The sequence below is a fragment of the Micromonospora gifhornensis genome, from assembly GCF_016863515.1.
GTDB classification, from domain to species: Bacteria; Actinomycetota; Actinomycetes; order Mycobacteriales; family Micromonosporaceae; genus Micromonospora; species Micromonospora gifhornensis.
Map to the genome: position 1 here is coordinate 14113 of NZ_BOPA01000007.1, position 26701 is coordinate 40813.

Below are 26701 nucleotides of genomic sequence, written 5' to 3' on the forward strand. Positions count from 1 at the left end.
GGGCAACTCTCCGATCCCGTCGCTCACCACAGGCCGACGGGCATCGGGATGGCGGTGCCCCCGGTGAAGTCGCCGTCGCCCGGGATCGCGCCGCCGCGCGGGTGACGGGTTCCGTCCGTTGGGACGGACTGGACGACTAACGTTCCGGGCATGAGTCACGGCTTCGACACGCTCGCCATCCACGCCGGCCAGGACCCGGAGGCCCGCACCGGCGCGGTGATCCCACCTATTTACCAGACCAGCACGTACGCCCAGGACGCCGTCGGTGCGCCCCGACAGGGCTACGAATACAGCCGTTCCGGCAACCCGACCCGCGACGCGCTGCAGGAGTGCCTGGCCGCGCTGGAGGGCGGGCCGGTCGGGCTGGCCTTCGCCAGTGGCCTGGCCGCCGAGGACGCCCTGCTGCGTACCGTCTGCGTCCCCGGTGACCACGTGGTCATCCCCGACGACGCGTACGGCGGCACCTACCGGCTCTTCGCCAAGGTGGCCGAGCGGTGGGGACTGTCGTACACCCCGGCGAAGGTCTCCGACCCGGATGCCGTGCGGGCCGCGATCCGGCCCGGCAGCACCAGGATCGTCTGGTTGGAGACGCCGACCAACCCGCTGCTCGGCATCGCCGACATCGCCACCCTCGCCTCGGTGGCGCACGACGCGGGCGCGCTGCTGGTGGTCGACAACACCTTCGCCTCGCCGTACCTGCAGCAGCCGATCGCCCTCGGCGCCGACGTGGTGGTCCACTCCACCACCAAGTACATCGGCGGACACTCCGATGTGGTCGGCGGTGCCCTGGTGGCGGCCGACGCCGCGCTCGGCGAGGAACTGCGCTACCACCAGAACGCGATGGGCGCGGTAAACGGCCCGTTCGACGCCTGGCTGACCCTGCGCGGGATCAAGACCCTCGGTGTACGGATGGACCGGCACTGCGACAACGCCGAGCGGATCGCCGGGTACCTGGACGGGCACGCCAAGGTGGCCCAGGTGCTCTACCCGGGGCTGCCCAGCCACCCTGGACACGAGGTCGCGGCCAAGCAGATGCGCCGGTTCGGCGGGATGATCTCGTTCCGGGCCGCCGGCGGCGAGGAGCACGCCGTCGAGATCTGCAACCGGGCCAAGCTCTTCGTGCTCGCCGAGTCGCTCGGCGGGGTGGAATCCCTGATCGAGCACCCGGGCCGGATGACACACGCGAGTGCTGCCGGCTCGCCGCTTGAAGTTCCCGGCGATCTCGTGCGACTGTCTGTCGGCATCGAGACGGTCGAAGACCTGCTCGCCGATCTGGAGCAGGCGCTGGGCTGACCGCTGGCTGGGAGGGTGGCCGTGCAGGACATCATGCCGACCTGGGTGGGGGCGACCGCCAAACAGATCGCCCGAGGGGTACGCCGAGGAGACGTCTCGGCCACCCAGGTGCTGGCCGACCATCTCGACCACATCGCGAAGGCCGACGCCGACCTCGCCGCGTTCCGTACGGTGCGTGGCGGGGAGGCGGTCACCGAGGCGGAGAAGGTCGACGAGCAGGAGGACCTGGCGAACCTGCCGCTGGCCGGGGTGCCGGTGGCGGTCAAGGAGAACACTGCGGTCGCCGGCGTGCCCACCTGGAACGGCTCCGCGACGGTGCGTACCTCCGTGGCCGAGGCCGACCACGAGGTGGTCCGCCGACTGCGTGGTGCCGGCGCGGTGATCCTCGGGGTGACCCGGATGCCGGAGCTGGGCCTGTGGGCGGTGACCGACGACGACACCGGGGTCACCCGCAACCCGTGGGACCTGACGCGTACCCCCGGCGGCTCGTCCGGTGGCGCGGCGGCGGCCGTGGCGGCCGGGCTGGTGCCGATCGCGCACGGCAACGACGGGCTCGGTTCGATCCGGATCCCGGCGGCCTGCTGTGGTCTGGTCGGCCTGAAGCCCGGCCGTGGCGTGGTGCCCTGCCAACTCGGCGCGGAGGACTGGTTCGGGCTGACCGAGCACGGCATGCTCAGCACCACAGTCGCCGACGCGGCGGTCGGCTTCCAGGTGCTCGCCGGCCGCGCCCAGCAGAAGCTGGTTCCGCCGCAGCGGCTGCGCGTCGGCGTCTCGCTGCGCTCGCCGGTGCGGGGCGTCTCGGCCGACGCTCCGAACCGGGACGCGGTGGCCGCCGCCGGCCGGCTGCTCGCCGCCGCCGGGCACGACACCGTGCCCGCCGACCCGGTCTATCCGACCGCGCTCGGCCTGCAGGGCATCGCCACCTGGTTCGCCGCCGCCGCTGCGGACGTGCGGGCCGCCGGAGTCGAGCGACGCAGCCTGCAACCGCGCAGCCGGCGACACGTGGCACTCGGCGAATGGGCCTTGCGACGGGGGTACGTCCGGGAGGCCGACCGGCTCGCCTGGCGTGAGCGTTCCGTCGGCTTCTTCACCGACCACTCGGTGGACCTGCTGCTCACCCCGGCGCTGGCCGCCGCACCGCCGCCGGCCACCAGCTGGTCGGCCCGGTCCTGGCAGGCGAACATGCTGGCCAGCATCAGGTACGCCCCGTACGCCGCGCCCTGGAACGTGGCCGGGCTGCCCGCCCTGGTGGTGCCGGTGGGCCGCCGCCCGGACGGGCTGCCGCTGGCCGTGCAACTGGTCGGGCCACCCGGCTCGGAGCTGCTCCTGCTCGGCGTCGCCGGCCAGTTCGAGATGGAGGCCCCCTGGTCCCGGCACGCCCCCGGCTATCCCCGGGTCGGCACCGGCTCGCCGGCCACCGCGTGACCCACCCACCGCGCGCGGCGGTGTGAGCCGCGGGCGTGCCGGGCGCTGCCGGCATCCCACGGGCTGGGTGGCACGATCGGGGCATGACGGAACTTGTCAGCCTGGACGACGTGCGAGCAGCGCGGGAACTGATCGCCGGCGTCACCCGTACCACCCCGCTGGAGCCGTCCCGTCCGCTGAGCGCCGCGCTCGGCGGACCGACCTGGCTCAAGTGCGAGAACCTGCAGCGGGCGGGGTCGTACAAGGTGCGGGGCGCGTACGTGCGGATCTCGCGGCTGTCGACGGCGGAGCGGGAGCGCGGGGTGGTCGCCGCGAGCGCCGGCAACCACGCCCAGGGGGTGGCCCTGGCCGCCGGGCTGGTCGGCGCCCGGGCCACGGTCTTCATGCCGGTGAACGCGCCACTGCCGAAGGTCGCCGCCACCAAGGGGTACGGCGCCCAGGTCGAACTGGTCGGCGCCAACGTCGACGAGTCCCTGATCGCCGCACAGGCGTACGCCGAGCGGACCGGCGCGGTGCTGATCCATCCGTTCGACCACCAGGACGTCATCGCCGGACAGGGCACTGTGGCGTTGGAGATCCTGGAGCAGTGCCCGGAGATGAAGACGATCGTCACCGGGGTCGGTGGCGGTGGACTGATCTCCGGGATGGCGGTGGCGGTCAAGGCGCTGCGCCCGGACGTGCGGGTGATCGGGGTGCAGGCGGCCGGGGCCGCCGCCTTCCCGCCGTCACTGAAGGCGGGCGAGCCGCTACGCCTGCCCGCCTTCGCGACGATCGCCGACGGTATCGCGGTGGGCCGACCCGGCGAGATCACCTTCGCCCACGTCAGCAAGCTCGTCGACGAGGTCGTCACGGTGACCGAGGAGGACATCTCCCGGGCGCTGCTGATGCTGCTGGAGCGCGGCAAGCAGGTGGTGGAACCGGCCGGTGCGGTGGGGGTGGCCGCCCTGCTGGCCGGTGTGGTCGAGGTGCAGACCCCGGTGGTGGCGGTGCTCTCCGGCGGCAACATCGATCCGCTGCTGATGCTGCGGGTCATCGAGCACGGACTGGCGGCGGCCGGTCGTTATCTGCGGATCACGGTGCGCTGTTCGGATCGGCCGGGGCAGTTGGCCTCACTGTTGAGTGAGATCGCCGAGCACCGGGCCAACGTGGTCGACGTCGTGCACCAGCGGGCCAACCCGCGCCTGGGCCTCGGCGAGGTCGAGGTGGCCCTGTCGGTGGAGACCCGGGGGGTGGAGCACTCCGTGAAGCTGATCGGTGCCCTGCGGGACAGCGGCTATCAGGTGACCATCGCGCCGGAGGCGTGACACCGTGGGGTGTCACGCCTCCGTAACGCGGGTGCCGGCGGTCGCGACGCCGGGTGGGAGTCAGCCGGAGAACGGCTCGAAGCTGACCACTGTCACCTTGATGTCCGCGCCGCTGGGCGCGGTGTAGGTGCAGGTCTGGCCGGCCTTGCCGCCCAGGATCGCCTTGCCGAGCGCCGACTCGGGGCTGTAGACCGTGAGATCGGTGGTCGAGGCGATCTCGCGGGAGCCGAGCAGGAATGTCTCTGTGTCGTCGGCGTCGTCGTCGAAGTAGATCGTCACGACCATCCCGGGGGCCACCGCGTCGACGGTCGGTGCCTCACCGACCTGGGCCGTGCGGAGCAGCTCCTTCAGGTAAAGAATGCGTCCCTCGGCCTTGCCCTGCTCCTCACGGGCGGCGTGGTAGCCGCCGTTCTCGCGCAGGTCGCCTTCCTCGCGCCGGGCGTTGATCTCGGCGGCGATGATCGGCCGGTTGGCGATCAACTCGTCGAGCTCGGCCTTCAGGCGGTCGTACGCGTCCTGGGACAGCCAGGTGGCGGGCGCCTCGTTGCCATTGGACACAGGCGGTCCTCCTCGGTTGTGCGTGCTGGCTGACAGGTGAACCTTTAAGTTACCAGTGTCGTACGACAAGGAGTGTCGGCGATCACGTCGCCCACCTCGGCCGCCGGGCGGACCGACGGGGGGCGGCCGGACGGACCCGGTGGCCTCAGGCCGGCGGGCGGCAGCGGACCACTTCGCCGATGAAGGGGCGTGCAGTGGTGGTCAGCCGATGCCGGACGGTGACCTGGCGCTGCCCTTCGGTCGCAGTCACCGGGACCTCCTCGCGGGCGACCTCCGCGCCGGCGTTGTCGCGGGCGCGCAGCAGACACACCGCCGACCCGCCCTCCGGCAGGTTCACCCGGAAGTCGACCACCACCTGGTTGTCCGTGATGTCGGTGTAGGTGATCACCTGGGCGTCGTACGTCGGGTCACCGTACTGCCGGTAGAGCCGGACCGAGACGGCGGTGAGCGCGGCCACCGAAACGACCACCAGAAGGACGGTCAGCAGGGGTCGACGGCGGCCCGGCTCCCGGCGGCGTCCGTACCGGCCGGGCGGGAACACGGGCGCGCCCGGTGGGATTGTGGCGTGCGTCTCGGTCACCGGCGGGTATCTCCTGGCGTTGTTGTCGGCGGTATGGGCAAGAATGGCGGAGGTTCGTCCTTCTGCCCGGCTCGGTCTTCATGGCTGCTCGGTCTTCATGGCTGCTCGGCTTCTCGTGGCGGCCCGGTTCTTCTGGGTTCCGTGGCGTCAAGAGTGCCTGGTGCCAATGATGGCTGACGTCAAATATGACAGGCTGGCGCGGGCCCGCACCGCGACGGGCAGGAATCCCGCAGGCCAGGGTGGCCCGGCGGGTGGACGATCACTGGGCAGAGACGAGGAGCGCCGACGTTGGCAGAGCAACTTCGACTCATGGCCGTCCACGCACATCCCGACGACGAATCGAGCAAGGGCGCCGCGACCATGGCGAAGTACGTCGCCGAGGGTGTGGACGTGCTGGTCGTGACGTGCACCGGCGGCGAGCGCGGCAGTGTTCTCAATCCCAAGCTCGATCGACCGGAGGTGTGGGCCAACATCGGCGACATCCGCCGGGCCGAGATGGACGCGGCTCGCGCCATCCTCGGCGTCGAGCAGGCCTGGCTGGGCTTCGTCGACTCGGGCCTGCCCGAGGGCGATCCGCTGCCGCCGCTGCCCGAGGGCTGCTTCGCCCTGCAGGATGTCGAGGTGGCCGCCGGTCCGCTGGTGCGCCTGATGCGTGAGTTCCGCCCGCACGTCGTCACCACGTACGACGAGGAGGGTGGCTACCCGCACCCCGACCACATCATGTGCCACAAGATCAGCGTGGCGGCCTTCGAGGCGGCCGGTGACGCGGAGCGCTACCCCGAGCTGGGCGAGCCGTGGCAGCCGCTGAAGCTCTACTACGACATCGGGTTCTCCAAGGGCAAGATCCTGGCGTTGCACGAGGCCATCCTGGCCACCGGGGCCGAGTCCCCGTACGAGGAGTGGCTGACCCGCTGGGAGGGCCGCATCGACAAGGGTCCCCGGATCACCACCCGGGTGGATTGCGCCGAATACTTCCCGGTCCGGGACGACGCGCTGCGGGCCCACGCCACCCAGGTCGACCCGGACGGCTTCTGGTTCCAGGTGCCGATGGAGCTTCAGCAGCGGGCCTGGCCGACGGAGGACTTCCAGCTGGCCCGGTCGCTGGTCGACAGCCCGCTGCCCGAGTCCGACCTGTTCGCGGGCGTACGGCAGACGGCCCATGCCCGCTGACCTGCCGGCCGGTTATCCTGGCCGGATACCGCATTTCGGAGGAATTCCATGCTGACCGCTGTCCAGGTGCTCGCGCAGAACAACTTCGGGGACACCCGGACGGGTGGTCTGGCCGGTCCGATGGGCCTGTTCCTCATCCTGGTTCTGGGCGCCGCGACCGTGCTGTTGATCCGTAACATGAACGCCCGCCTGCGCAGGCTGCCCGACGAGTTCCCCGCCCAGCAGCCCGAAGTGCGCCGGCACGCCGCGGGCCGGACGGTCAGTGATCCGACAGATGGGACCGTCACGGCGGATTCATCCGTGGACGCCGCCAACCGGCACCAGCAGCACCGGGACGGTTGAGCGGGGCATGATTCACGTCGAACCGGATGGTCGCCCCCTGTTGCGACCACCGCGTTTGGCTTAGCCTTCCGCCGGGGGACCGGAAGTCCTCAAGCTGCGCGGGAGGGGGCGTCGATGAGCATGGCGATCGTGTCCGCCGCTCACGTGTCCTCCCGTCGGCCGGCAGGAGGAGGTCGGTGACCTCCGGCAGGGCCGGTCACTCGATCGATCGGCCCGATGGCCGTGGAACCCCACTCGGGTTGCATCTGCTCACGGCCGCAGTCCTGTGCACCGCACTTGTCGCGGCCGTCGTCGGTCTGAGTCTCCCCGCGCGGCTACCGGTCGACGACCCGCTCGGTGGGCCGGCCCGGTTCGGCATCGCGGTGGCCGCCTTCGCCCTGTCGCAGCTGGCCCGGTTGCGGTTCCGGGCCGCCGCCGGCGTCGTCAGCGTCACCTGGGCCGAGGCGGCGCTGATCGTCTGCCTGCACCTGGTGCCGCCCGGGTGGCTGCCCGCAGCGGCCATGCTCGGCGTCGCGCTGGCCTGGACGGCCATGACCATCGTGGACGAAGGCCGGACCACCTGGGAGGTCGCCCGCATCGCCGGGGCTCAGACGGCCGCCGTCGCGCTGGCGGTCGCGGTCACCACCGCCATCGGTCAGCCGCTGCTGGCACCCCTGACGCCGGCACTCGCGCTCGCGGTCACCGCCGGGGCGGTCACCTACCTGCTGGCGGGCGCGGCGCTGGGCGGGTTCATGCTGTCGGTGCGCCACGGCATGCCGATCGGTCGCCCGCTGCTCGCCGCGGTGCGCGGCAAGCTGCTGATGTTCGTCGGCAACCTGGTGGTCGGCGTACTCGTCGTGGTGCTCATCGAGATCGACCTGCGGTGGTTGCTGCTGCTGCCCGTCGCGCTCTGGCTGCTTCAGCAGACCTACCGGCAGCGGCTGCGCGACGACCGCGAACGACGCACGTGGCGGTCGTTCGCCGAGGCCACGGCAGCGCTCAACCAACTCGACGAGCGCGGGGTGGCGGTGGCGGGGGTCACCGGCGCGCTGGCGCTGTTCGAGGCGGAGATCGTCGACGTGGAGGTGGCCCGGGCCGACGGACGCTGGTGGCGCTACCGGGGTGATCCCGGTGGGCGACTGGTCGACCGCGAGATACCGCCGCCCAGGGACGTGACCGACTCGGAAGAACTGGTCCGTGACCTGTCGGTGGGCGACACCCGGGTGGGTCGGCTGCGGGTGCGTCTGCCGCGTACCGCCCCGTCCAGCGGGCGGGAACGCGACGCCCTCGCCGCGTACGCCGACGCGCTGGCCGCCGCGCTGCACGACGCGGCGACGCACCGGGAGCTGCGACTGGTCACCGCGCGTTCGTCGTACGAGGCGGTACACGATCCGCTGACCGGGCTGGTCAACCGGGCTGCCCTGCTCAGCCAGGGTGATCAGGCGCTGCGGCAGCTCGCGCACGATCATCCCGTCGCGCTGCTGCTGCTCGACGTCGACCAGTTCAAAGAGGTGAACGACACGCTCGGGCACGCGGCCGGCGACCAGCTGCTGCGGTTGACCGCGAACCGGCTCACCGCCCTGACCCGCCCCGGTGACCTGCTGGCCCGGCTCGGCGGAGACGAGTTCGCGCTGTTGCTGACGTCGGTGCCGGTGCTGGGGGACCACACCGCTGCGCTGGCGTACGCCCTGCGTCAGGCGCGGGAGGTCGCCGAGCGGCTGGCCGCGCCGGCCGAGGTGGCCGGGGTGCGGATGTCCGTCGAGGTGTCCGTCGGGGTGGTGGTCGCCGCCGCCGGCACCGCCGACCTGACCGAGCTGCTGCGCCGAGCCGACATCGCGATGTACCAGGCCAAGTCGGGTGGCGAAAGCGTGGCCACGTACGACAGCACGCGGGATGCGGCAAGCACCGATCAGCTGGCCCTGCTCGCCGAGCTGCGTGAGGCGTTGCAGACCGACGACCAGCTGGTCCTGGTGTTGCAGCCGGCAGTGGACCTGGCCACCGGGGCGCCGACCGGCGTGGAAGCGTTGATCCGGTGGCGACATCCACGCCGGGGCCTGCTCAGTCCCGCTGACTTCATCCGGGCGGTGGAGAACAGCGACCAGCTGGGCAGCTTCACCCGGTACGTACTGGACAAGGCGTTGGCGGTGGCCGCCGGTTGGGCCTGCGAGGGTCTGGACATCCCCATCTCCGTCAACATCTCCGCCCGGAGCCTGCTGGACCCCCGGTTGCCCACCGAGATCGCCGAGGCGTTGTGCCGGCATCAGGTGCCGGCGGGCCGGCTGGTCCTGGAGATCACCGAAACCGTGGTGATGAGCGAGCTGGAGGTCATCGACCAGGTGCTTTCCGCCCTGCGGGCGATGGGCGTCCAACTGGCGGTCGACGACTTCGGCACCGGCTTCTCCTCGCTCAGCTTCCTCGCCCGCGTCGCCGTGGACGAACTCAAGGTCGACCGTTCGTTCGTCCTGCGGATGGGTGAGTCGCCCGAGGCGGCGGCCATCGTGCGCTACACCGTCGGGATGGCCCACGAGCTGGGCCTGCGGGTGGTGGCCGAGGGCGTGGAGACCGCCGCCCAACGCTCGGCCCTGACCGAGCTGGGCTGCACCGCCGCCCAGGGCTACCACTTCTTCAAGCCGATGCCCGCCGACAAGATCGCCGCCGTGCTCAACTCCCTGGCCCGCCAGACCCCCACAAACGTCCTCCCGCTGCGCGCCGACGGTGCCTCCTGACTCCTGCGCTCAACCTGTGCCGCCAACCTCATGACGGACGGTGGCGGATGGGTAGGGTCGGGGGGTGAATCGACTCGCTCACGCCACAAGCCCCTACCTGCTCCAGCACGCGGACAATCCGGTGGACTGGTGGCCCTGGTGTGACGAGGCGTTCGCCGAGGCCAAGCGGCGCGACGTGCCGGTGCTGATCTCAGTTGGTTACTCCGCGTGCCACTGGTGTCACGTCATGGCGCACGAATCGTTCGAGAACGAGGGCGTCGGTCGGCTGCTCAACGAGGGCTTCGTGTCGATCAAGGTGGACCGTGAGGAGCGCCCCGACGTCGACGCGGTCTACATGACCGCCACCCAGGCGATGACCGGCCAGGGTGGCTGGCCGATGACGGTCTTCGCGACCCCGGACGGCACCCCGTTCTACTGTGGAACGTACTTCCCCCGGCAGAACTTCGTCCGGCTGCTGGAGTCGGTCGGCACCGCGTGGCGTGAGCAGCGCGACGCCGTACTGCGGCAGGGTGCCGCGGTGGTCGAGGCGGTCGGCGGGGCCCAGGCCGTCGGCGGCCCCACCGCCCCGCTCACCGCCGACCTGCTCGACGCCGCCGCCACCCAACTGGCAAGCGAGTACGACGAGACCAACGGCGGCTTCGGTGGCGCACCGAAGTTCCCGCCGCACCTGAACCTGCTCTTCCTGCTCCGCCACCACCAGCGCACCGGCTCGCCGCAGAGCCTGGAGATGGTCCGGCACACCTGCGAGGCGATGGCCCGGGGCGGCATCCACGACCAGCTCGCCGGCGGCTTCGCCCGGTACTCGGTGGACGGGCACTGGACCGTGCCGCACTTCGAGAAGATGCTCTACGACAACGCGCTGCTGCTGCGGGTCTACACCCAGCTGTGGCGGCTCACCGGTGACGCGCTGGCACTGCGGGTGGCCCGGGACATCGCCCGGTTCCTCGCCGACGAGCTGCACCGACCCGGCCAGGGGTTCGCCTCCGCGCTGGACGCCGACACCGAAGGCGTCGAAGGGCTCACCTACGTCTGGACGCCGGCCCAACTCGTCGAGGTGCTGGGCGACGAGGACGGCCGGTGGGCCGCCGACCTGTTCGCCGTCACCGAGAGCGGCACCTTCGAGCACGGCACCAGCGTGCTGAAGCTGGCCCGCGACGTCGACGACGCCGACCCGGCCGTACGGGAGCGCTGGCAGGACGTCGTACGCCGGCTGCTCGCCGCCCGGGACACCCGCCCGCAGCCGGCCCGCGACGACAAGGTGGTGGCCGCCTGGAACGGCCTGGCCGTCACCGCGCTCGCCGAGTTCGTCCGGCTGGTCGAGACCTCCGGTCGGATCGGCACCGAGGGGGAGGCCAACCTGCTGGAGGGGGTCACCATCGTCGCCGACGGTGCGATGCGCGACACCGCCGAGTACCTCGCCCGGGTGCACCTGGTCGACGGGCGGCTGCGGCGCGCCTCGCGGGACGGTCGGGTCGGCGAGCCGGCCGGCGTGCTCGAGGACTACGGCTGCGTGGCCGAGGCGTTCTGCGCCATGCACCAGGTCACCGGTGAAGGACGATGGCTGGAGTGGGCCGGGCAGCTGCTGGACACCGCGCTGGCGCACTTCGCCGCCCCCGGTGGCGCGTTCTACGACACCGCCGACGACGCCGAGCAGCTGGTGGCCCGCCCCGCCGATCCGACCGACAACGCCACCCCCTCGGGGCGTTCCGCGATCGCTGCCGCGCTTGTGGCGTACTCGGCGTTGACCGGGCAGACCCGCTACCGGGAGGTCGCCGAGGCGGCCCTGTCCACCGTCGCGCCGATCGTCGGGCGGCACGCCCGGTTCACCGGCTACGCGGCGACGGTGGGCGAGGCGCTGCTCTCCGGGCCGTACGAGATCGCGGTGGTCACCGCCGACCCCGCCGGTGACCCGCTGGTCGCGGCGGCGCACCGGCACGCCCCGCCCGGCGCGGTGATCGTGGCCGGGCAGCCGGACCAGGCCGGCGTACCGCTGCTGGCCGACCGGCCGTTGCTCGACGGCGGGTCCGCCGCGTACGTCTGCCGGGGTTTCGTCTGTCAGCGGCCGGTCGACACGGTCGAGGACCTGGTGGCGCAGCTGACCTGAGCCGGATCCGCCGGGCAGCGTCCCGACCGGCCCCGATAGGCTGGCGCGGCTATGGATTCCCGTACCGGTCTGCCTGTTGTCGGCATGGTGGGTGGTGGCCAGCTGGCCCGGATGACCCACCAGGCCGCGATCGCCCTCGGCCAGTCGCTGCGCGTTCTCGCGCTCACGCCGGACGACGGGGCGGCCCTGGTGGCCGCCGACGTCCAGTACGGCGACCACACCGACCTGGCCGCACTGCGCACCTTCGCCAAGGCGTGTGACGTGGTCACCTTCGACCACGAGCACGTCCCGACCGAGCACATCCGCGCCCTGGCCGGCGAAGGGGTGAAGCTCTACCCGCCGGCGGACGCCCTGGTGCACGCCCAGGACAAGCGGGTGATGCGGGAGCGGCTCGACGCGATGGCCGCCCCGAACCCGGCCTGGCGGCCCGTCGAGTCGACGGCCGACCTGGTGGCCTTCGGCGACGAGGTGGGCTGGCCGGTGATGGTCAAGGCCGCCCGGGGTGGATACGACGGTCGGGGAGTCTGGCCGGTCGGCGACGCCGCGCAGGCCACCGAGCTGGCCGAGACGCTGCTCGCCGGCGGCACCAAGCTGATCGTCGAGGAACGGGTGGCGCTGCGGCGCGAACTGGCCGTGCAGGTGGCCCGGTCCCCGTTCGGGCAGGTCGCCGTCTATCCCGTGGTGGAGACGGTGCAGCGCGACGGGATCTGCGTCGAGGTGCTCGCGCCGGCGCCGGACCTGCCCGAGGAACTGGCGGTGGCCGCCCAGCAGCTCGGCATCGACCTGGCCACCGCGCTCGGCGTGGTGGGGTTGCTGGCGGTGGAACTGTTCGAGGTCGCCGACCCCTCGACGTCCAGCGGCAGCCGACTGCTGGTCAACGAGTTGGCGATGCGCCCGCACAACTCCGGGCACTGGACCATCGAAGGCGCCCGCACCTCGCAGTTCGAGCAGCACCTGCGGGCGGTGCTGGACTACCCGATGGGCGACACCGCGCTGACCGCGCCGGTGGTGGTGATGGCGAACGTGCTCGGCGGTGAGCCTGGCGGCATGCCCATCGACGAGCGGCTGCACCACCTCTTCGCCGCCGAACCGACCGCCCGGGTGCACCTCTACGGCAAGCAGGTCCGCCCCGGCCGCAAGATCGGGCACGTCACGGTGCTCGGTGACGACCTGGACGAGGTACGCGCCCGCGCCGCACGGGCGATGCGCTGGCTGCGCGACGGCACGGAGGGAACGGCGTGAGCACCGTTGGTTTGATCATGGGCAGCGACTCGGACTGGCCGACCATGAAGGCCGCCGCCGAGGTGCTCGCCGAGTTCGAGGTGCCGTACGAGGTCGAGGTCGTCTCCGCGCACCGCACCCCGGTCAAGATGATCGACTACGGGCGGGCCGCCGCCGGGCGGGGCCTCAAGGTCATCATCGCCGGTGCGGGTGGTGCCGCCGCCCTGCCCGGCATGATCGCCTCGGTCACGCCGCTGCCGGTGATCGGAGTCCCGGTGCCGCTGAAGCACCTCGACGGCATGGACTCGCTGCTGTCGATCGTGCAGATGCCGGCCGGTGTGCCGGTGGCCACCGTGTCGATCGGCAACGCCCGCAACGCGGGACTGCTCGCGGTCCGCATCCTGGGTGCGTCCGACCCGGCCCTGCTCGACCGGATGTCGGCGTACCAGGCCGATCTGGAGCAGTTGGTCGCGGAGAAGGACGCGGCTCTGCGGGCTTCTCTGGCTTAGGTTTTCTGCTGGCGGGTTTCGCTGGTTGCGGTTTTCGCTGGTTGCGGTTGGGGCTGGGGGGCGACCGTCCCCGGCTCCGGGCGGTCAGGCTTGATCCCTGCGCCGGGGACGGTCGCCCCCCAGCCCTGCCCTGGGCGGGCTGTCCTGGTGGCTCAGCTCTTCTCGACCCCCCGGTTTGTTTAGCTCTTCTCGACTCCGTTATGCCGTAATGGTGGGGTTCTGCTGCTGCGTGTTTGCCGTCTCGGCGTGACGGTGCGGCGGTGATGACGGGGGTGGGGTTGACCTTGACATCGTGAGAAGGGGTGGACTGGGCGCGGGGGTGATTTGCAGTGGCCGAGTCAGAGCGGGCTACGCAGGCCGCACAGACAGAGCGGGGTGCGCAGGCGGGGCGGGTGGGTGCGGGGTTGGCGCACGGTAGTTCGTCGGTGCGGTTGCGGGTGGCGTTGGCGGCCGGGACGACCCCGGATCCGCAGGTTGTGGACGTGCTTGTCGAGCGGTGCGCGGTCGAGCCGGAGTTCTTCGTGCGCGAGATGCTCACCTGGGCGCTCACCCGACAGCCGGCCTCGGTGACGGTTCCCAGGCTGATCGAGGAACTGCGCTCGGCGTCCGGGCAGGCGCGCAGCCAGGCGTTGCACACGCTGTCCAAGATCGGGGACCGGCGGGCCTGGCCGGCGATCACTCACGAGCTGCTGACCGACGCCGACGACGAGGTGGCGCGCAGCGCCTGGCGGGCTGCGGTCGTACTCGTGCCGGAAGGTGCGGAATCCGGGTTGGTCGCGGTGCTGGCGACGCAGCTCGGGCGCGGCGAGCGGGAGACGCAGCTGAGCCTCAGCCGGGCACTGGTCGGGCTCGGCGAGGTGATCATGCCGGTGCTGCGCGCCGCGACGACCCATCCCGACCCGCGGGTACGCCAGCACGCGATCTCCACCGAGCGGCTCTGGCGCGACCCGGACACCGGCTTCGACTTCGCCGTCGAGGAGGCGAAACGCATCGTCGCCCTCGGCCCGGCCCACCAGGATGCCGGGTGACGGGCAGGAGGGAGACGGGCCGTGTTGATCGGTGAGGTGGCCCGCAGGTCCGGGGTCAGTGCCCGGATGCTGCGGCACTACGAGGCGCTCGGGCTGGTGCGGCCGACGGGTCGGACCGGGTCCGGCTATCGGGAGTACGCGGACGAGGACATCCGGCGGATCTTCCACATCGAGAGCCTGCGGTCGTTGGGGCTGTCGCTGCGGGAGGTCCGGCGGGCCCTCGACGACCCCGGGTTCGCACCTGCGGCGCTCGTGGACGACCTCATCCGGCAGACCCGGAACCGCATCGCTGCCGAAACGGATCTGCTCACCCGACTTCGTCGAGTCGGTGCCGCGGAACCCGCCGACTGGGCGGAGGTGCTCCAGATCGTGGCGCTCCTTCAGGCGCTGCGGTCGGACAGCGCCGGTGAACGTCAACGCGCCGCCCTGTCGCTGCCGCGCGCGGCAGCGATGCCGGTGGAGGCGCTGGTCGAGGCGGTGCTGAGCGAAGAGGATCCGAACGTCGCCGGCGCCCTGCGCTGGGCGTTGGCGCAGTCGGGCGAGGGTGGGCTGGCGCTGCTGGCGGAGGGCCTCGACGCACCGACGGCCGAGGTACGCAGACGGGCCGTCGAAGCCATCGCCGAGATCCCGAGCGACGCTGCGACCGTACTGTTGCGGGACGCCCTCGCCAACGCGGACCTCGCGGTCGGCCGGTACGCGGCCCTGGCGCTCGGGGCCCGTGGCGTCGCCGACGCGGTTCCCACCCTCGTCGACATGGTCGTCGAGGAGGCCGGTGACGTCGACGCGGCCGACGCGCTGAGCGTGCTCGCCGGGGAGGCCGCCCTGGCGGAGCAGATCTCCGCCCGCCTGGTCGAACGCCTCGATGCCGCCGCCGACGCGGCCACCCGTCGACGGCTGGTGGGGGCGCTGGCGGACATTCCGGGGGACACCGCCGCACAGGCCCTCGCCGACCTGTCGGCGGACGCCGACCCGGTCGTCGCGCACACCGCCGCGCACCTGCTCCGACTACGCGCGGCGCGGTAGAGGCGTCAGCGCATGCCCCGCAGCGCGGTCTGGAGGCGTTCCTGGGCGCGTCGGCGACGCTCGTTGCTCGCGCCGAGGATCAGCAGCAGGAACCCGACCGGGATCAACGCCAGCCAGGGGCCGAGGCTGAACAGGGCGTGCACCGCCGCGATGGCGGTCACCACCGCACCCACGATGACCGGCGCCTGCTGCTGGCTCATCGACCCGAAGACCAGCACGGCCACCGCACCGAGCAGCAGCAGCACCTGACGCAGCGTGCTCGAATCCGTGGCCAGCACGATCGCCAGGGTCGGTACGAAGGCGGCCACCAGCGCCGGACCGTACGCCACCCAGCTGCTCATGTCGGCCCGCTGCCGCAGTTCCAGGACGCCGACCAGCAGGGCCAACGCGGCGAACGGCAGTGTGTACGCCTCGGGCAGCGCCACGTCGGCCACCCACATCAGGATCCACCAGGCGGTGATCTCGCAGATCACCACCGCCCAGAACAGGATCCGCCGCTCCACCGGTCGACGCCCCGGCCGCATCGCCGCGACGCCGAGCACCGCGCCCCAGCCGGCCAGCAGCGCGGCGATGTGCCGCGGCGAGTCGAAGGCCAGAGCCAGCGCGATCAGGGCGGCGGCGTGGCCGCTCCATTCCACAGTGGCGGCCTCCACCCGTGCCTCGGGGCGACGCAGCCGAGGCAGTCGGGCGGCGAAGACCTGCAACGCGGCACCGACCGCGAGCACCCCGAAGGCGGACCACACCGGCGCGAGCCCGGCCACCAGGCCCACGGTGAGCACGAACAGTTGCGCCATCAGCGAGGCGAACAGCCAGCCGAGGATGCGGGCCCGCGAGGTGGTGCCGAACAACGCCGCCACCACGCCGACCCCGACCGCACCGCCGAGGCTGAGCAGGGTCAGCTCCCGGGTGGCGAGGCTGCCGGCCAGGCCCGCCCCGCCGGCCGCCAAGCCGATCAGGAAGACGAGTACCCGGGCCAGCCGCAGCGAACGCGCCCGCTCCACGAGGGACGGTGGCGGCGTCAACGCCAGTCCCAGCATCGAGATGGTGAACACCACGAGCGCCGCCCGGGTGCTCATCGGCCAGCCACTGCCCAGCGCGATCGGGGCGATCAACAGGGTGATCGCGGCACCCGGCAGCACCACCGGCACCGCCCGGGAGCGTCGACCGGCGCTGAATCCGGTGGCCGCCAGCGCCGCCGTCGCAGTCAGCAGCAACGCGGTCAGCACGTGCGTCGGGTTGACCGCCGCAGCCGGTGGGTCGAGCAACTCCGGTGGTGGCCCCTGCCAGACCCGGCGGAGCGTACGGATCGGGTCGACCAGGGCAGCCGACAACGCCGGCGCGATGGAGATCACCGCCAACAGGGTCGGCAGAGCGGCGGCACCCAACGCCCCCGCAGCCGGGCTCACCCGCCAGCGGGGACGCAGACCGTCGTCGGGAGTCCGCCGGATCGCCCCGTCCAGCAGCACCGTCCAGCGGCGCGGCGGCTGGATCGGATCGGCGGGAGGCTCCGTCGCCTCACGGACCAGCTCGGCGAGCACCCCGAGCAGGGCAGCCGCGGCCGCGTATACCCCGACCTGCAGACCCAGCGGTACGGCGGCCAGCGCGGTCACCACCGCGCCGCCGACCACACCGGCGCTCGCCCAGGGCAGGTACTGCGGGATCAGCCCGCGGACCCCGGCGACCACGGCCAGGCCGAGACTGGTGGCGGCCAGACCGGCGGTGAGGATGGCCTGCGGCGGGTGACCGAACTCGGCGGCCAGCGCGGCCGTGGCACCCGGCAACGCCAGCAACGCCGCCCCCACGGCCGCTCCGCCGATCTGCGCCAGGTGCGGCGGCATCCCCTCGGCCCGGATGTCCTCGACGAAGGAAACCGACATCGAACGGGCCAACGCCGCCACCACCGCACCGATCACCACGACGCTGATCAGCGCCAGCGCGGTGGTCCACGGGCGGACCAGGCCCGCACCGGCGGCATGCAGCGCGACCACCCCGGCGACGGTGATCCTGGACAGGGCCGCGCGGGGGTCGACGGAGGCGACGGCCGCCATCGCGAACACGGCGGCGACCATGCCGCCGATCACGACCGGCGACCACCAGGACAGGTCGAACGCGGCCGGGGCACCGATGGTGGCCAGGACCGCCGCCACGCCGGCCACGTCGTAGCGCCACGGCGGCGGCAGCAGGATGGCGGCGGCGAGCGCCAGCAGAGCCAGCGCGATGGGGGCCTGCCAGGTGGTGCCACCGGTCGGTGCGGCCGGCCACCCGCTGAGGTCGCCGTTCCAGATCGGACCGGGGGTCGCCAGGACGCCGACGCCACCGCGCAGCGCCATCCAGCCGGCCAGCAGGCCGATCAGCACACCGCCGACCGCGAGGCCGAGCACCGGACCGCGTCGCCACTGTTCCGGCATCGCCCGCGCGGCGACGGCGACCACCAGGACCAACGCCGCGGCGACGGCGAGTTGTCCGCCGGGGGCGAGCACCGTGCCGATCCTCAGCAGCGTGGCGACCAGGGCCGCGGTCACCGCCGCGGCGGCCAGGTCGGAGCCGTCCATCGTCAGGTCGGAGCGACGTCCCGCGTCGATCGACGGGGCCAGGAAGAGGAGTACGGCGGCGACCAGCAGCAACGCGCTGACCCAGGCGTCCGCCACGGTGGCACCGGGTGCCCCGAATCCGGCAGCCGCGACCACCAGCGCACCGAGGCCGGCCCCCACCGACAGTGGCATCGGAATGTGCCGCTGGGACACCTGGACGATCGCGGCGTAGCCGAGCGTCACGCAGACGGCGAGGAAGCTGGCCGCCAGCACCGGCACTGTCGCCTCGCGCAGGCTCGCCGGAGTCAACGTCGGTTCGCCGTACCGGAGGGCGGCGACGAACGCGGCCACCGCCCCGGGCAGGGCGAAGGCCGCACCGCCGGCCGCCCAGGCGGAGATCTCGTCGGCGGCGGCCGGCGCGAGCCGGATCCGAGGGGCGACGGCGATCAGCACGCCGGCCACGACGAAGGCGAGCAGCACGGCGGCGGTCAGCGCGGGCCGGGCCAACGCCGCTCCGGCACCGGCCAGACCGACGACGGCAGCCGCCACCGCGTGCGCCCGGGCGGCCCGGGTCGTCCGGGCGGACAACCCGATCGCACCGATGCCGATCGCGGTCAGCACCATCGGCCACGGCGCGACCGACCAGCTCAACCCGAACGAGGCGGGTACGGCGAGGGCAGTCAACGCGGCACCGGTCACCGCGAACTCGCGGCGTATCTCGGCGGGCAGCGCCACCACCGCCGCCACGGTCAGCAGAAAGGCGCTGGCGGCGAGCTGCCAGCCGGCAGGCCCTGCGGCGGCGGCCAGTTCGGCCGGGTACCGGTCGAGGTTGGCGGCCCAGGCCGGCAGCGCGGCCTCGACGGGTGCGATTCCGGCGCGCAGGGCGCTGCCGGCCACCACCACTCCGCTGACCGTGAGCGCTATCGCGGAGGCCAGTTGTGGGCCGCGACGGGCCGACTCGGGCACCGCCCGCACCACCAGACCGGTGGCCGCGATGACCGCCGCGATCAGCAGCAGCGAGCGGCCGGGCAACGCCACCGAGGCGACGCGGCCGAGGGCGCCGATGACGGCGAGGGTGAGCACCCCCGCGCCGATGTCGGGCAGCGGCGGGCGGCGCAGCAGCAGCGTGCCGGCCAGGCAGACGGTGGCGGCGAGCAGCAGCACCAGCCCGGCGCCGATCGCACCCGGCACGGTGGCGGTGCGCAGCAGGGCGGTCACCGCGTAGCCGAGGGCGAGGACGACGGCGACGCCGTGCAGCGCCCAGGTCAGCTCCCGTAGCCCCGGCACCGGCTGCGCGGGTGCAGCGGCGGGGGTGCCGACGACGGGGTCGATCAGCTCACCGGACTCCTCCGGCGCGCCCTCGGGCCGCCCGTCGGCGGTGCGCTGGCGCGGGGTGGCCGCCCCAGCCGGTGCGGCATCGGTCGACCCGTCGACGGCCGGTCGTTGCACGGTGACCGGCGAGCGCGCCAGCCAGAGGTCGAGCACGGCCACCACTGTCAACACCAGCGCCCAACCGGCGGGGCCGCTGATCCGCTCGTATGCCAGCAGTGGCACCACCGGCTGGGCGGCCAGCACGGCGGCGAAGCGGGGAGCGCGGAGCCGGGTCAGTCCGGCGTACCCGACGGAGACGGCGGCGGTCACCGCGAAGATGACACCGGCGAAGAGGGCTCCGGAGCCGCCGCCGATCCGGTTCACCGCCCACAGCGCGTACCCGGCGAGCGGCACCAGCAGCAGTCCCACCGCGGCGATGGTCTCGGCGGTCGAGGTCAGCCCGCGCTTGGTGAGCACCGGCGGGGCGAGCAGCATGAGGACGGTGGCGAGCAGCAGGATGCCGAGGCGGGTCAGCGCATCCATCGAACTGGTCGCGAGGACGGCGAAGACCACGGCGGCCACGCCGAGCAGCAGCGCGCCGAGGCCGAGGGGGATGTTCTGGACCTCCCGCGAGGAGGCCTCCGGCGGATGCTCCGGATTGTCGGCGTCCAGCCAGATCGGCGTGGTCGGCGGCAGATCCTCGGCGCCGTCGGTGGCGCCCTGCCGTGGCACCCGTGGTGGCGGTGGACCACCGTCGCTCGGCTTGCGCCGGGTGGGTGGGACGGTGCCGGCACCAGGCGACTTGTAGGCCGGTCGGCGGCGCAGCACCCGGCGGGGCCGACCGGCCTGCCGGGTCCGACCGTCGCCGACGTTACCGGCGTGCGCCAGGGTGTCCCGCTGGAAGATGGCGGCCTGCATCTTGGACGCGAGCTGCCGTTGTTCGCTGGCGATCGCGGCCTCGCGCGCCTTCATCTCCGCGATGGACCGCTCGATCTCCGCCAGGTGCTCGGCCCACTGTGGCTGGTGCGCGCCGCAGTGCGGGCAACGGACCGCCGGCTTGATCTCCTGCTGGCACGAGGAGCACTGAAAGGTCGCCACGACACCCCTCCACCCACACTGTGGATTCCCACTGTCGCAGCATGCCCAATGCGGCCCCGGAATTCGACACTTGTCGGCGGGTCACCCCCACAGCTGTCCACCCCGCATCCCTGACCAGGGCACGACGACGGTGGCCGTGGAAGTCAGGTCAGGGACGACCCAACCCCCGGTACTCCCACCCCGCCTGCGTCCACAGCGTCGAGTCGAGGCAGTTGCGGGCGTCGATCACCCGCCGCCCGCCGACCAGCTCACCGAGGACGGTCGGGTCGGCGTTGCGGAAGTCGGCCCATTCGGTGAGCACGCAGACCAGGTCGGCACCGGTCACCGCCTCGGCCATGCCCGGCTCGTAGGTCAGCTCCGGTACCGCCCGGCGGGCGTTGTCGATGCCCTGCGGGTCGTAGACGTGCACGTCCGCGCCGGCCTTGCGCAGCAGCGCGGCGACGGCGAGGGCCGGCGCGTCGCGTACGTCGTCGGTGTTGGGTTTGAAGGTCGCGCCCAACACGGCGATGCGGGTGCCGGACAGGTCGGGGCCCGCGGGCCCGTAGCGGCGGTCGAGCAGCTCGGCGGCGAGGTGGAGTACGCGGGTACGGCGACGCAGGTTGATCAGGTCGACCTCGTGCAGGAAGCGCAGCGCCTCACCGGCGCCGAGTTCCTGGGCGCGGGCCTGGAAGGCGCGGATGTCCTTGGGCAGGCAGGCGCCGCCGAAGCCGAGACCGGCCTGGAGGAACCGGTTGCCGATGCGGGGGTCGTACCCGATGGCCCGGGCCAGTTGGGTGACGTCGCCGCCGGCGACCTCGCAGACCTCGGCCATCGCGTTGATGAAGGAGATCTTGGTGGCCAGGAAGGCGTTCGCGGCGACCTTGACCAGCTCGGCGGTGGCGAAGTCGGTGACCACCAGGGGCACCTCGCGGTCCTCGGTGGCGGCCAGGTCGAACACGCCCTTGTGCGCCGCGTAGAGCATGCCGTTGGCCCACTCGCTCTTGACGCCGACCACGATCCGGTTCGGTCGCAGCACGTCGTCGACGGCGAAGCCCTCCTGGAGGAACTCGGGGCTCCAGGCCACCTCGACCCCGAGGTCGGCGGGGGAGTGCTTGCTGACCAGCTGCTCGACCCAGTCGGCGGTGCCGACCGGGACTGTGGACTTGCCGACGATCAACGCTTTGCGGGTCAGGTGCTGGGCCAGGCTGGTCACCGACGCCTCGACGTACGACAGGTCGGCGCCCATGCCGTCGGCGCGCTGGGGGGTGCCCACGCAGATGAAGTGCACGTCACCGAAGTCGGCGGTCTCGGCGATGTCGGTGCTGAACCGCAGCCGACCGGCGGCGAGGTTGCGCCGCAGCAGTTCGTCGAGGCCGGGCTCGTGGATCGGCACCTCACCGGCGTTCAGCTTGGCGATCTTGTCCGGGTCGACGTCGTAGCCGAGCACCTCGTAGCCGAGTTCTGCGTAGCAGATGGCGTACGTCGCGCCGAGGTAACCGGTGCCGAGGAAGGTCACCCGAGGACGGGAGGAACCCGAGGGGGGTGTCACCGCGGCGATGACGGGCATCGGCTGGGTGTTCGGGTACGGGATGGTCACGCCTGTCTCTCCGCTCGCACTGGCGGCGCGCAATCGCGTCGCGTTCCGCAGCGGCGCCGGGCCGGCGCCGGAGGGGTTGTTTGTTGTGGTTCTGTCATCGCCGAGCGGCGGCGTACACCGTGATGGCCAAGCCTACGCGCCGGTAACATCGGCTGAACTGTGGTCGCTATCCTTCAGTCTGCGCGGGGGGCGTCCACGTGACGCTACAGACTGCTCATGATAGCCGTGAAGGGGAGGGGCCGGCATGGCCGCAGAACGGTCGTTCGACGCATATCGGTTGCCCGAGGAACATGAAGCAATCCGGGAGGCGGTTCGCGAGGTCTGTGTGGCGAAAGTTGCGCCACACGCTGCTGAGGCGGACGAGACCGGTGAATTTCCGAAGGCGTCGTACGACGCGCTGCGCGCCGCTGACTTCCACGCCCCGCACATCCCCGAAGAGTACGGCGGCGCCGGGGCGGACGCGCTGGCCACCGCCATCGTGATCGAGGAGGTGGCGCGGGCCTGCGCCTCGTCCTCGCTCATTCCGGCGGTGAACAAGCTGGGCACCATGCCGCTGCTGCTGGCCGGTTCGGAGGAGTTGAAGCGCCGGTACCTGCCCCCGGTCGCGTCCGGCGAGGCGATGTTCTCGTACTGCCTGTCCGAGCCGGAAGCCGGCAGCGACGCGGCCTCGATGACCACCCGCGCGGTACGTGATGGTGATCACTGGGTGCTCAACGGCGTGAAGCGGTGGATCACCAACGCCGGTGTCTCGGAGTTCTACACCGTCTTCGCGGTCACCGACCCCGCTGCCCGGTCGCGGGGCATCTCCGCCTTCGTGGTCGAGAAGTCCGACCCCGGAGTGAGCTTCGGCGCACCCGAGAAGAAGCTCGGCATCAAGGGCTCCCCGACCCGTGAGGTCTACCTGGACAACGTGCGGATCCCGGCGGACCGGATGATCGGTGCCGAGGGCACCGGTTTCGCCACCGCGATGCAGACCCTGGACCACACCCGGGTCACCATCGCCGCCCAGGCCGTCGGCATCGCCCAGGGCGCGCTCGACTACGCCAAGGGGTACGTCGCCGAACGCAAGCAGTTCGGCAAGGCGGTCGCGGAGTTCCAGGGTGTGCAGTTCATGCTCGCCGACATGGGCATGAAGCTGGAGGCCGCCCGGCAGCTCACGTACGCCGCCGCCGGCCGCTCCGAGCGCGGCGACGCCGACCTGACCTACTTCGGTGCGGCGGCCAAGTGTTTCGCCTCGGACGCCGCTATGGAGATCACCACCGACGCGGTGCAACTGCTCGGCGGCTACGGCTACACCCGGGACTACCCGGTGGAGCGGATGATGCGCGACGCCAAGATCACCCAGATCTACGAGGGCACCAACCAGGTCCAGCGCATCGTCATGGCCCGCCAGCTCCTCAAGGACTGAACCCGGGCCCACCCCGGCCCCTGCTGATCATGAGGTTGGCGGCGGATGGATCTCCGGATCGCCGCCAACCTCATCAGCCGGGTCAGCGGGGGGTGTCGTCGTGGCGGGGAAGGTTGCCGGGTGGGGCCGACCAGGGCGAGGTGTGGCCGGTACGGCGGGGCAGCGGCTCGGTCGGGGTCGGGTCCGGGTAGCCGAGGGTGAGTGGGGCGGTGTCCTGCTCGTTCGACTCGACCGGCGACCAGTCGGTGAGGGTCTGCTCCGGAGCTGCGGCCTGAGCCGGCGGTGCGGTCGAGGCCGGCATCGGTGCGGCGACCGGCTGTGGCCAGCGGCGCCAGCGTTGGCCGCTGAACGTCGCCACCAGCAGCAGCATGCCGATCAGGAACAGGGTGCCGTTCTCCACCGGCAGACGCAGCGGCAGCGGATCACCGAGGAACTCCCGGTCCGCCGGGATGCGGTCGCGCACCCCGAACGGCGTGACGAACATCCCGATGTACGGAGTGACAAGCAGCAGCCCGGCCACCAGCGGGCCGAGCGGTGAGATGCGCAGTGTGCCGAGCAGGCCCAGCACGATGCCGCCGACCGCGAGGTAGACGGCCGGCTCGATGAGATTGGCCGTGTTCGAGGTGCCGATCTCCACCCACCGGTTCACCGTGCCGGCCGACCCGTCCTGCCCGAGAGTGACCAACACCCAGGTGACCGGCGCCACCACCAGACCGGCGAGGAAGCTCCACAGATGTCGCATCCGCGCACCGTACCGTTTTCGACATGACCGAGCACCTCTCCGCCATGCCAGGTAAACCCACGTCGTACTCCCGCGTCACGCTCAGTCGGATCATGACCGCGATCGACGTGAACCTCTACGGAACCGTGCACGGCGGCGTGCTCATGAAATTCGTCGACGACGTGGCCGGCGCGGCGGCGGCCCGGCACAGCGGCGGTACGGCTGTCACCGCCGCCATCGACGAGATCGTCTTCTCCGAGGCGGTCCGGGTGGGTGACCTGGTGCACGCGTACGCCCAGGTGAACTGGACCGGGCAGACCTCGATGGAGATCGGCGTACGGGTGATGGCCGAGCGTTGGGACTCGGCCGAGCAGGAGCCGGTACGGGTGGCCACCGCGTACCTCGTCTTCGTCGGCGTCGAGGTCGACGGCGCGCCACGGCCGGTGCGACCGGTGCTGCCGGAGACCCCTGAGGACGAACGGCGCTGGCGGGAGGCGGAGATCCGCCGGGCGCACCGACTGGCCCGCCGCCGTGCCATCCAGGCCCACCGGGCGGGCTGACTCCTCGCCCGCACCCACCGAACCGGGTCCGCTCGTGTGGGCCGGGCACATGCGCCCGCGGGGTTCGGCTGCGGAGAATGGCGCTTCGGGGTAGGGCAAGATGGCGCCACGGCCCACCGCACAGCGTCGTGCCGGGCCAGGGGAGGAGTGAGCAGTGACTGACGTGCTGTGGACGCCGCCGGCGGACGTGCTCCAGCGGTCGCGGATCGGGGCTTACCTGCGCTGGCTGGCCGAGCACCGGGGGTTGGAGTTCGCCGACTACGACGCGCTGTGGCAGTGGTCGGTCACCGATCTGGACGCCTTCTGGCGCTCCATCTGGGACCACTTCGAGGTGATCGCGCACACCCCGCCGACCGCCACCCTGTCCGGGCGCGACATGCCGGGTACGCGCTGGTTCCCCGACGCCACCCTCAACTACGCGCAGAACGTGCTGCGGATGCCCGGTCGGGCCGACGACGACCCGGTGGTGCTCGCGTACGGGCAGACCCGCGAGCCCGAGGTGCTGACCGCCGCGCAGCTACGCGACCAGGTCCGGCGGGTGGCCGCCGGGCTGCGCCGCCTCGGCGTCACCACCGGCGACCGGGTGGCCGCGTACGCGCCGAACATCCCCGAGACGTACGTGCTGATGCTCGCCACCGCGAGCCTCGGCGCGATCTTCTCCTCCTGCGCGCCGGAGTTCGGCACCCGCAGCGTCACCGACCGCTGGCAGCAGATCGAGCCGAAGGTGCTTGTCGCGGTGGACGGCTACCGCTACGGCGACAAGCCGGTCGACCGCTCGGCGGAGGTGGCCGCGATCCGGGCCGCGCTGCCGTCGCTGCGGCACACCGTCGGCATCTCCTACCTCGACCCGGCGGCACCCGCGCCGGACGGCGCGTTGTCCTGGGCCGAGCTAGCGACGGCGACCGACGAGCCGTTGACCTTCACGCCGGTGCCGTTCGACCATCCGCTCTACGTGCTCTACTCCTCCGGCACCACCGGCCTGCCCAAGCCGATCGTGCACGGCCACGGCGGCATTCTGCTGGAGCACCTGAAGATGCTGGCCCTGCATCACGACCTGGGCCCGGCCGACCGGTTCTTCTGGTTCACCACCACCGGCTGGATGATGTGGAACTTCCTGGTCTCCGCCCCGGCCGTGGGTGCGGCGATCGTGCTGTTCGACGGCAACCCGGGCCACCCTGACCTGGGCGCGCTGTGGCGGCTCGCGCAGGAGTCCGGCACCACCTACTTCGGCACCTCCGCGCCGTTCCTGCTGGCCTGCCGCAAAGCGGGCCTGGTGCCGCGCGAGATCGCCGACCTGTCCGCGCTGCGCGGGGTCGGTTCCACAGGTGCGCCGCTGCCCGCCGAGGGCTTCACCTGGGTGTACGACACCGTCGGCAGTGACCTGCAACTCCAGTCCCTGTCCGGCGGCACCGACGTGTGCACCGGGTTCGTCGGCGGCGTGCCGCTGCTGCCGGTGTACGCCGGTGAGATCACCTGCCGCGCGCTGGGCGCCAAGGTCGAGGCCCGCTCCGCCGACGGCACCCCGGTCCTCGGTGAACTCGGCGAGCTGGTGATCACCGAGCCGATGCCGAGCATGCCGGTGGGCTTCTGGAACGACCCGGACGGGGTCCGCTACCGGGAGGCGTACTTCGACGTCTACCCGGGCGTCTGGCGGCACGGCGACTGGATCACCGTCAACTCGCGCGGCGGTTGTGTGATCACCGGCCGCTCCGACGCCACCCTCAACCGGGGCGGCGTACGGCTGGGCACCGCCGAGTTCTACTCGGTGGTGGAGGCACTGGACGAGGTCGTCGACTCGGTGGTGGTGCACCTGGAGGACGACGAGGGCGGCGCGGGTGAGCTCCTGCTGTTCGTGGTGCTCGCCGACGGCCTGACCCTCGACGACGAGTTGCGCAGGAAGATCTGCCGGGAGCTGCGTACCGCCCTGTCACCCCGGCACGTGCCCGACGAGATCCACCAGGTACGCGCCGTCCCCCGCACCCTGTCGGCGAAGAAGCTCGAAGTCCCGGTCAAGAAGATCCTCACCGGCACTCCCGTGGACCAGGCCGCCGCCAAGGGCGCCCTGGCCAACCCCGAGTCCCTCACCGCCTTCGCCACCCTCGCCCACCACCGCACCCCCTAACCCACCCCCGCCCCTTCGCCCTCATCCCGCCCCCGCACTCCATCCCGCCCTCCGCCCCTCGCTCCTGCCTCCCGCGCCACGGCCTCGCCCCCGCGATCTTGCACTTTTGGTC

Annotated in this window: 19 protein-coding genes; 14 read left to right on the top strand and 5 right to left on the bottom strand. The window is 72.2% G+C overall.

The window, feature by feature from the left end:
• The first annotated feature begins 150 nt into the window (after nucleotides 1-150).
• The 3 genes from Vgi01_RS03800 (at nucleotide 151) to ilvA (ending at nucleotide 4022) form a co-directional block, all read left to right on the top strand.
• Nucleotides 151-1293 (top strand): cystathionine gamma-synthase, encoded by a 1143-nt coding sequence (locus Vgi01_RS03800; RefSeq protein ID WP_204290137.1) that lies wholly within the window; start codon nucleotides 151-153, stop codon nucleotides 1291-1293.
• A gap of 15 nt (nucleotides 1294-1308) precedes the next feature.
• Nucleotides 1309-2718, top strand: coding sequence for an amidase (locus Vgi01_RS03805; RefSeq protein ID WP_102659669.1), 1410 nt, complete (start codon nucleotides 1309-1311; stop codon nucleotides 2716-2718).
• A gap of 83 nt (nucleotides 2719-2801) precedes the next feature.
• The gene (gene ilvA / locus Vgi01_RS03810) at nucleotides 2802-4022 is read left to right on the top strand and encodes a threonine ammonia-lyase (RefSeq protein WP_204290138.1); all 1221 of its coding nucleotides are present in this window, start codon (nucleotides 2802-2804) and stop codon (nucleotides 4020-4022) included.
• 60 nt (nucleotides 4023-4082) lie between these two features.
• On the opposite strand, the gene greA is transcribed toward ilvA, so the two are convergent.
• Both greA and Vgi01_RS03820 read right to left on the bottom strand, forming a co-directional pair.
• The gene (gene greA, locus Vgi01_RS03815; RefSeq protein ID WP_102659667.1) at nucleotides 4083-4580 is read right to left on the bottom strand and encodes a transcription elongation factor GreA; all 498 of its coding nucleotides are present in this window, start codon (nucleotides 4578-4580) and stop codon (nucleotides 4083-4085) included.
• Between the two features lie 145 nt (nucleotides 4581-4725).
• Nucleotides 4726-5160, bottom strand: coding sequence for a DUF4307 domain-containing protein (locus tag Vgi01_RS03820; protein WP_204290139.1), 435 nt, complete (start codon nucleotides 5158-5160; stop codon nucleotides 4726-4728).
• Between the two features lie 309 nt (nucleotides 5161-5469).
• Between Vgi01_RS03820 and mca the strand changes: the two genes are divergently transcribed.
• The 8 genes from mca (at nucleotide 5470) to Vgi01_RS03860 (ending at nucleotide 15262) form a co-directional block, all read left to right on the top strand.
• The gene (mca, locus tag Vgi01_RS03825; RefSeq protein WP_199180281.1) at nucleotides 5470-6330 is read left to right on the top strand and encodes a mycothiol conjugate amidase Mca; all 861 of its coding nucleotides are present in this window, start codon (nucleotides 5470-5472) and stop codon (nucleotides 6328-6330) included.
• Between the two features lie 48 nt (nucleotides 6331-6378).
• On the top strand, nucleotides 6379-6672 hold the full coding sequence (locus tag Vgi01_RS03830) for a hypothetical protein (RefSeq protein WP_204290140.1): 294 nt from the start codon (nucleotides 6379-6381) through the stop codon (nucleotides 6670-6672).
• Nucleotides 6673-6875: 203 nt separating this feature from the next.
• Nucleotides 6876-9377 (top strand): putative bifunctional diguanylate cyclase/phosphodiesterase, encoded by a 2502-nt coding sequence (locus Vgi01_RS03835; protein WP_204290147.1) that lies wholly within the window; start codon nucleotides 6876-6878, stop codon nucleotides 9375-9377.
• A 64-nt stretch (nucleotides 9378-9441) separates the two neighbouring features.
• A complete protein-coding gene (locus Vgi01_RS03840) occupies nucleotides 9442-11481 on the top strand; it encodes a thioredoxin domain-containing protein (protein WP_102659663.1) in 2040 nt (679 codons plus the stop codon).
• A gap of 51 nt (nucleotides 11482-11532) precedes the next feature.
• Nucleotides 11533-12723 carry a 5-(carboxyamino)imidazole ribonucleotide synthase gene (locus Vgi01_RS03845; protein ID WP_204290141.1) on the top strand — a complete coding sequence of 397 codons (1191 nt, stop codon included), beginning with the start codon at nucleotides 11533-11535 and terminating at the stop codon, nucleotides 12721-12723.
• The gene (gene purE, locus Vgi01_RS03850) at nucleotides 12720-13211 is read left to right on the top strand and encodes a 5-(carboxyamino)imidazole ribonucleotide mutase (RefSeq protein ID WP_102659661.1); all 492 of its coding nucleotides are present in this window, start codon (nucleotides 12720-12722) and stop codon (nucleotides 13209-13211) included. The genes Vgi01_RS03845 and purE overlap by 4 nt, the downstream gene beginning before the upstream one ends.
• Nucleotides 13212-13540: 329 nt before the next feature.
• Nucleotides 13541-14239 (top strand): HEAT repeat domain-containing protein, encoded by a 699-nt coding sequence (locus Vgi01_RS03855; RefSeq protein WP_373306852.1) that lies wholly within the window; start codon nucleotides 13541-13543, stop codon nucleotides 14237-14239.
• Between the two features lie 21 nt (nucleotides 14240-14260).
• On the top strand, nucleotides 14261-15262 hold the full coding sequence (locus tag Vgi01_RS03860) for a MerR family transcriptional regulator (protein ID WP_204290142.1): 1002 nt from the start codon (nucleotides 14261-14263) through the stop codon (nucleotides 15260-15262).
• Between the two features lie 5 nt (nucleotides 15263-15267).
• On the opposite strand, the gene Vgi01_RS03865 is transcribed toward Vgi01_RS03860, so the two are convergent.
• Together Vgi01_RS03865 and Vgi01_RS03870 are read right to left on the bottom strand one after the other, a co-directional pair.
• Complete coding sequence (locus Vgi01_RS03865) at nucleotides 15268-20202, bottom strand: SCO7613 C-terminal domain-containing membrane protein (RefSeq protein WP_204290143.1); 4935 nt, start codon at nucleotides 20200-20202, stop codon at nucleotides 15268-15270.
• Nucleotides 20203-20350: 148 nt separating this feature from the next.
• Entirely contained in the window at nucleotides 20351-21778 is a 1428-nt protein-coding gene (locus Vgi01_RS03870; RefSeq protein WP_102659657.1) for a UDP-glucose dehydrogenase family protein, read from the bottom strand.
• A gap of 244 nt (nucleotides 21779-22022) precedes the next feature.
• Between Vgi01_RS03870 and Vgi01_RS03875 the strand changes: the two genes are divergently transcribed.
• On the top strand, nucleotides 22023-23186 hold the full coding sequence (locus tag Vgi01_RS03875; RefSeq protein ID WP_204290144.1) for an acyl-CoA dehydrogenase family protein: 1164 nt from the start codon (nucleotides 22023-22025) through the stop codon (nucleotides 23184-23186).
• An 82-nt stretch (nucleotides 23187-23268) separates the two neighbouring features.
• Here Vgi01_RS03875 and Vgi01_RS03880 read toward each other — a convergent pair whose 3' ends face one another.
• Nucleotides 23269-23928: a hypothetical protein gene (locus Vgi01_RS03880; protein ID WP_102659655.1), complete on the bottom strand. Its 660-nt coding sequence runs from the start codon at nucleotides 23926-23928 to the stop codon at nucleotides 23269-23271.
• 23 nt (nucleotides 23929-23951) lie between these two features.
• Here Vgi01_RS03880 and Vgi01_RS03885 point away from each other — a divergent pair, with 23 nt between their 5' ends.
• Nucleotides 23952-24467: an acyl-CoA thioesterase gene (locus tag Vgi01_RS03885; protein WP_102659654.1), complete on the top strand. Its 516-nt coding sequence runs from the start codon at nucleotides 23952-23954 to the stop codon at nucleotides 24465-24467.
• A 154-nt stretch (nucleotides 24468-24621) separates the two neighbouring features.
• Nucleotides 24622-26589: an acetoacetate--CoA ligase gene (locus tag Vgi01_RS03890; RefSeq protein ID WP_204290145.1), complete on the top strand. Its 1968-nt coding sequence runs from the start codon at nucleotides 24622-24624 to the stop codon at nucleotides 26587-26589.
• The last annotated feature ends 112 nt before the right edge of the window (nucleotides 26590-26701 follow it).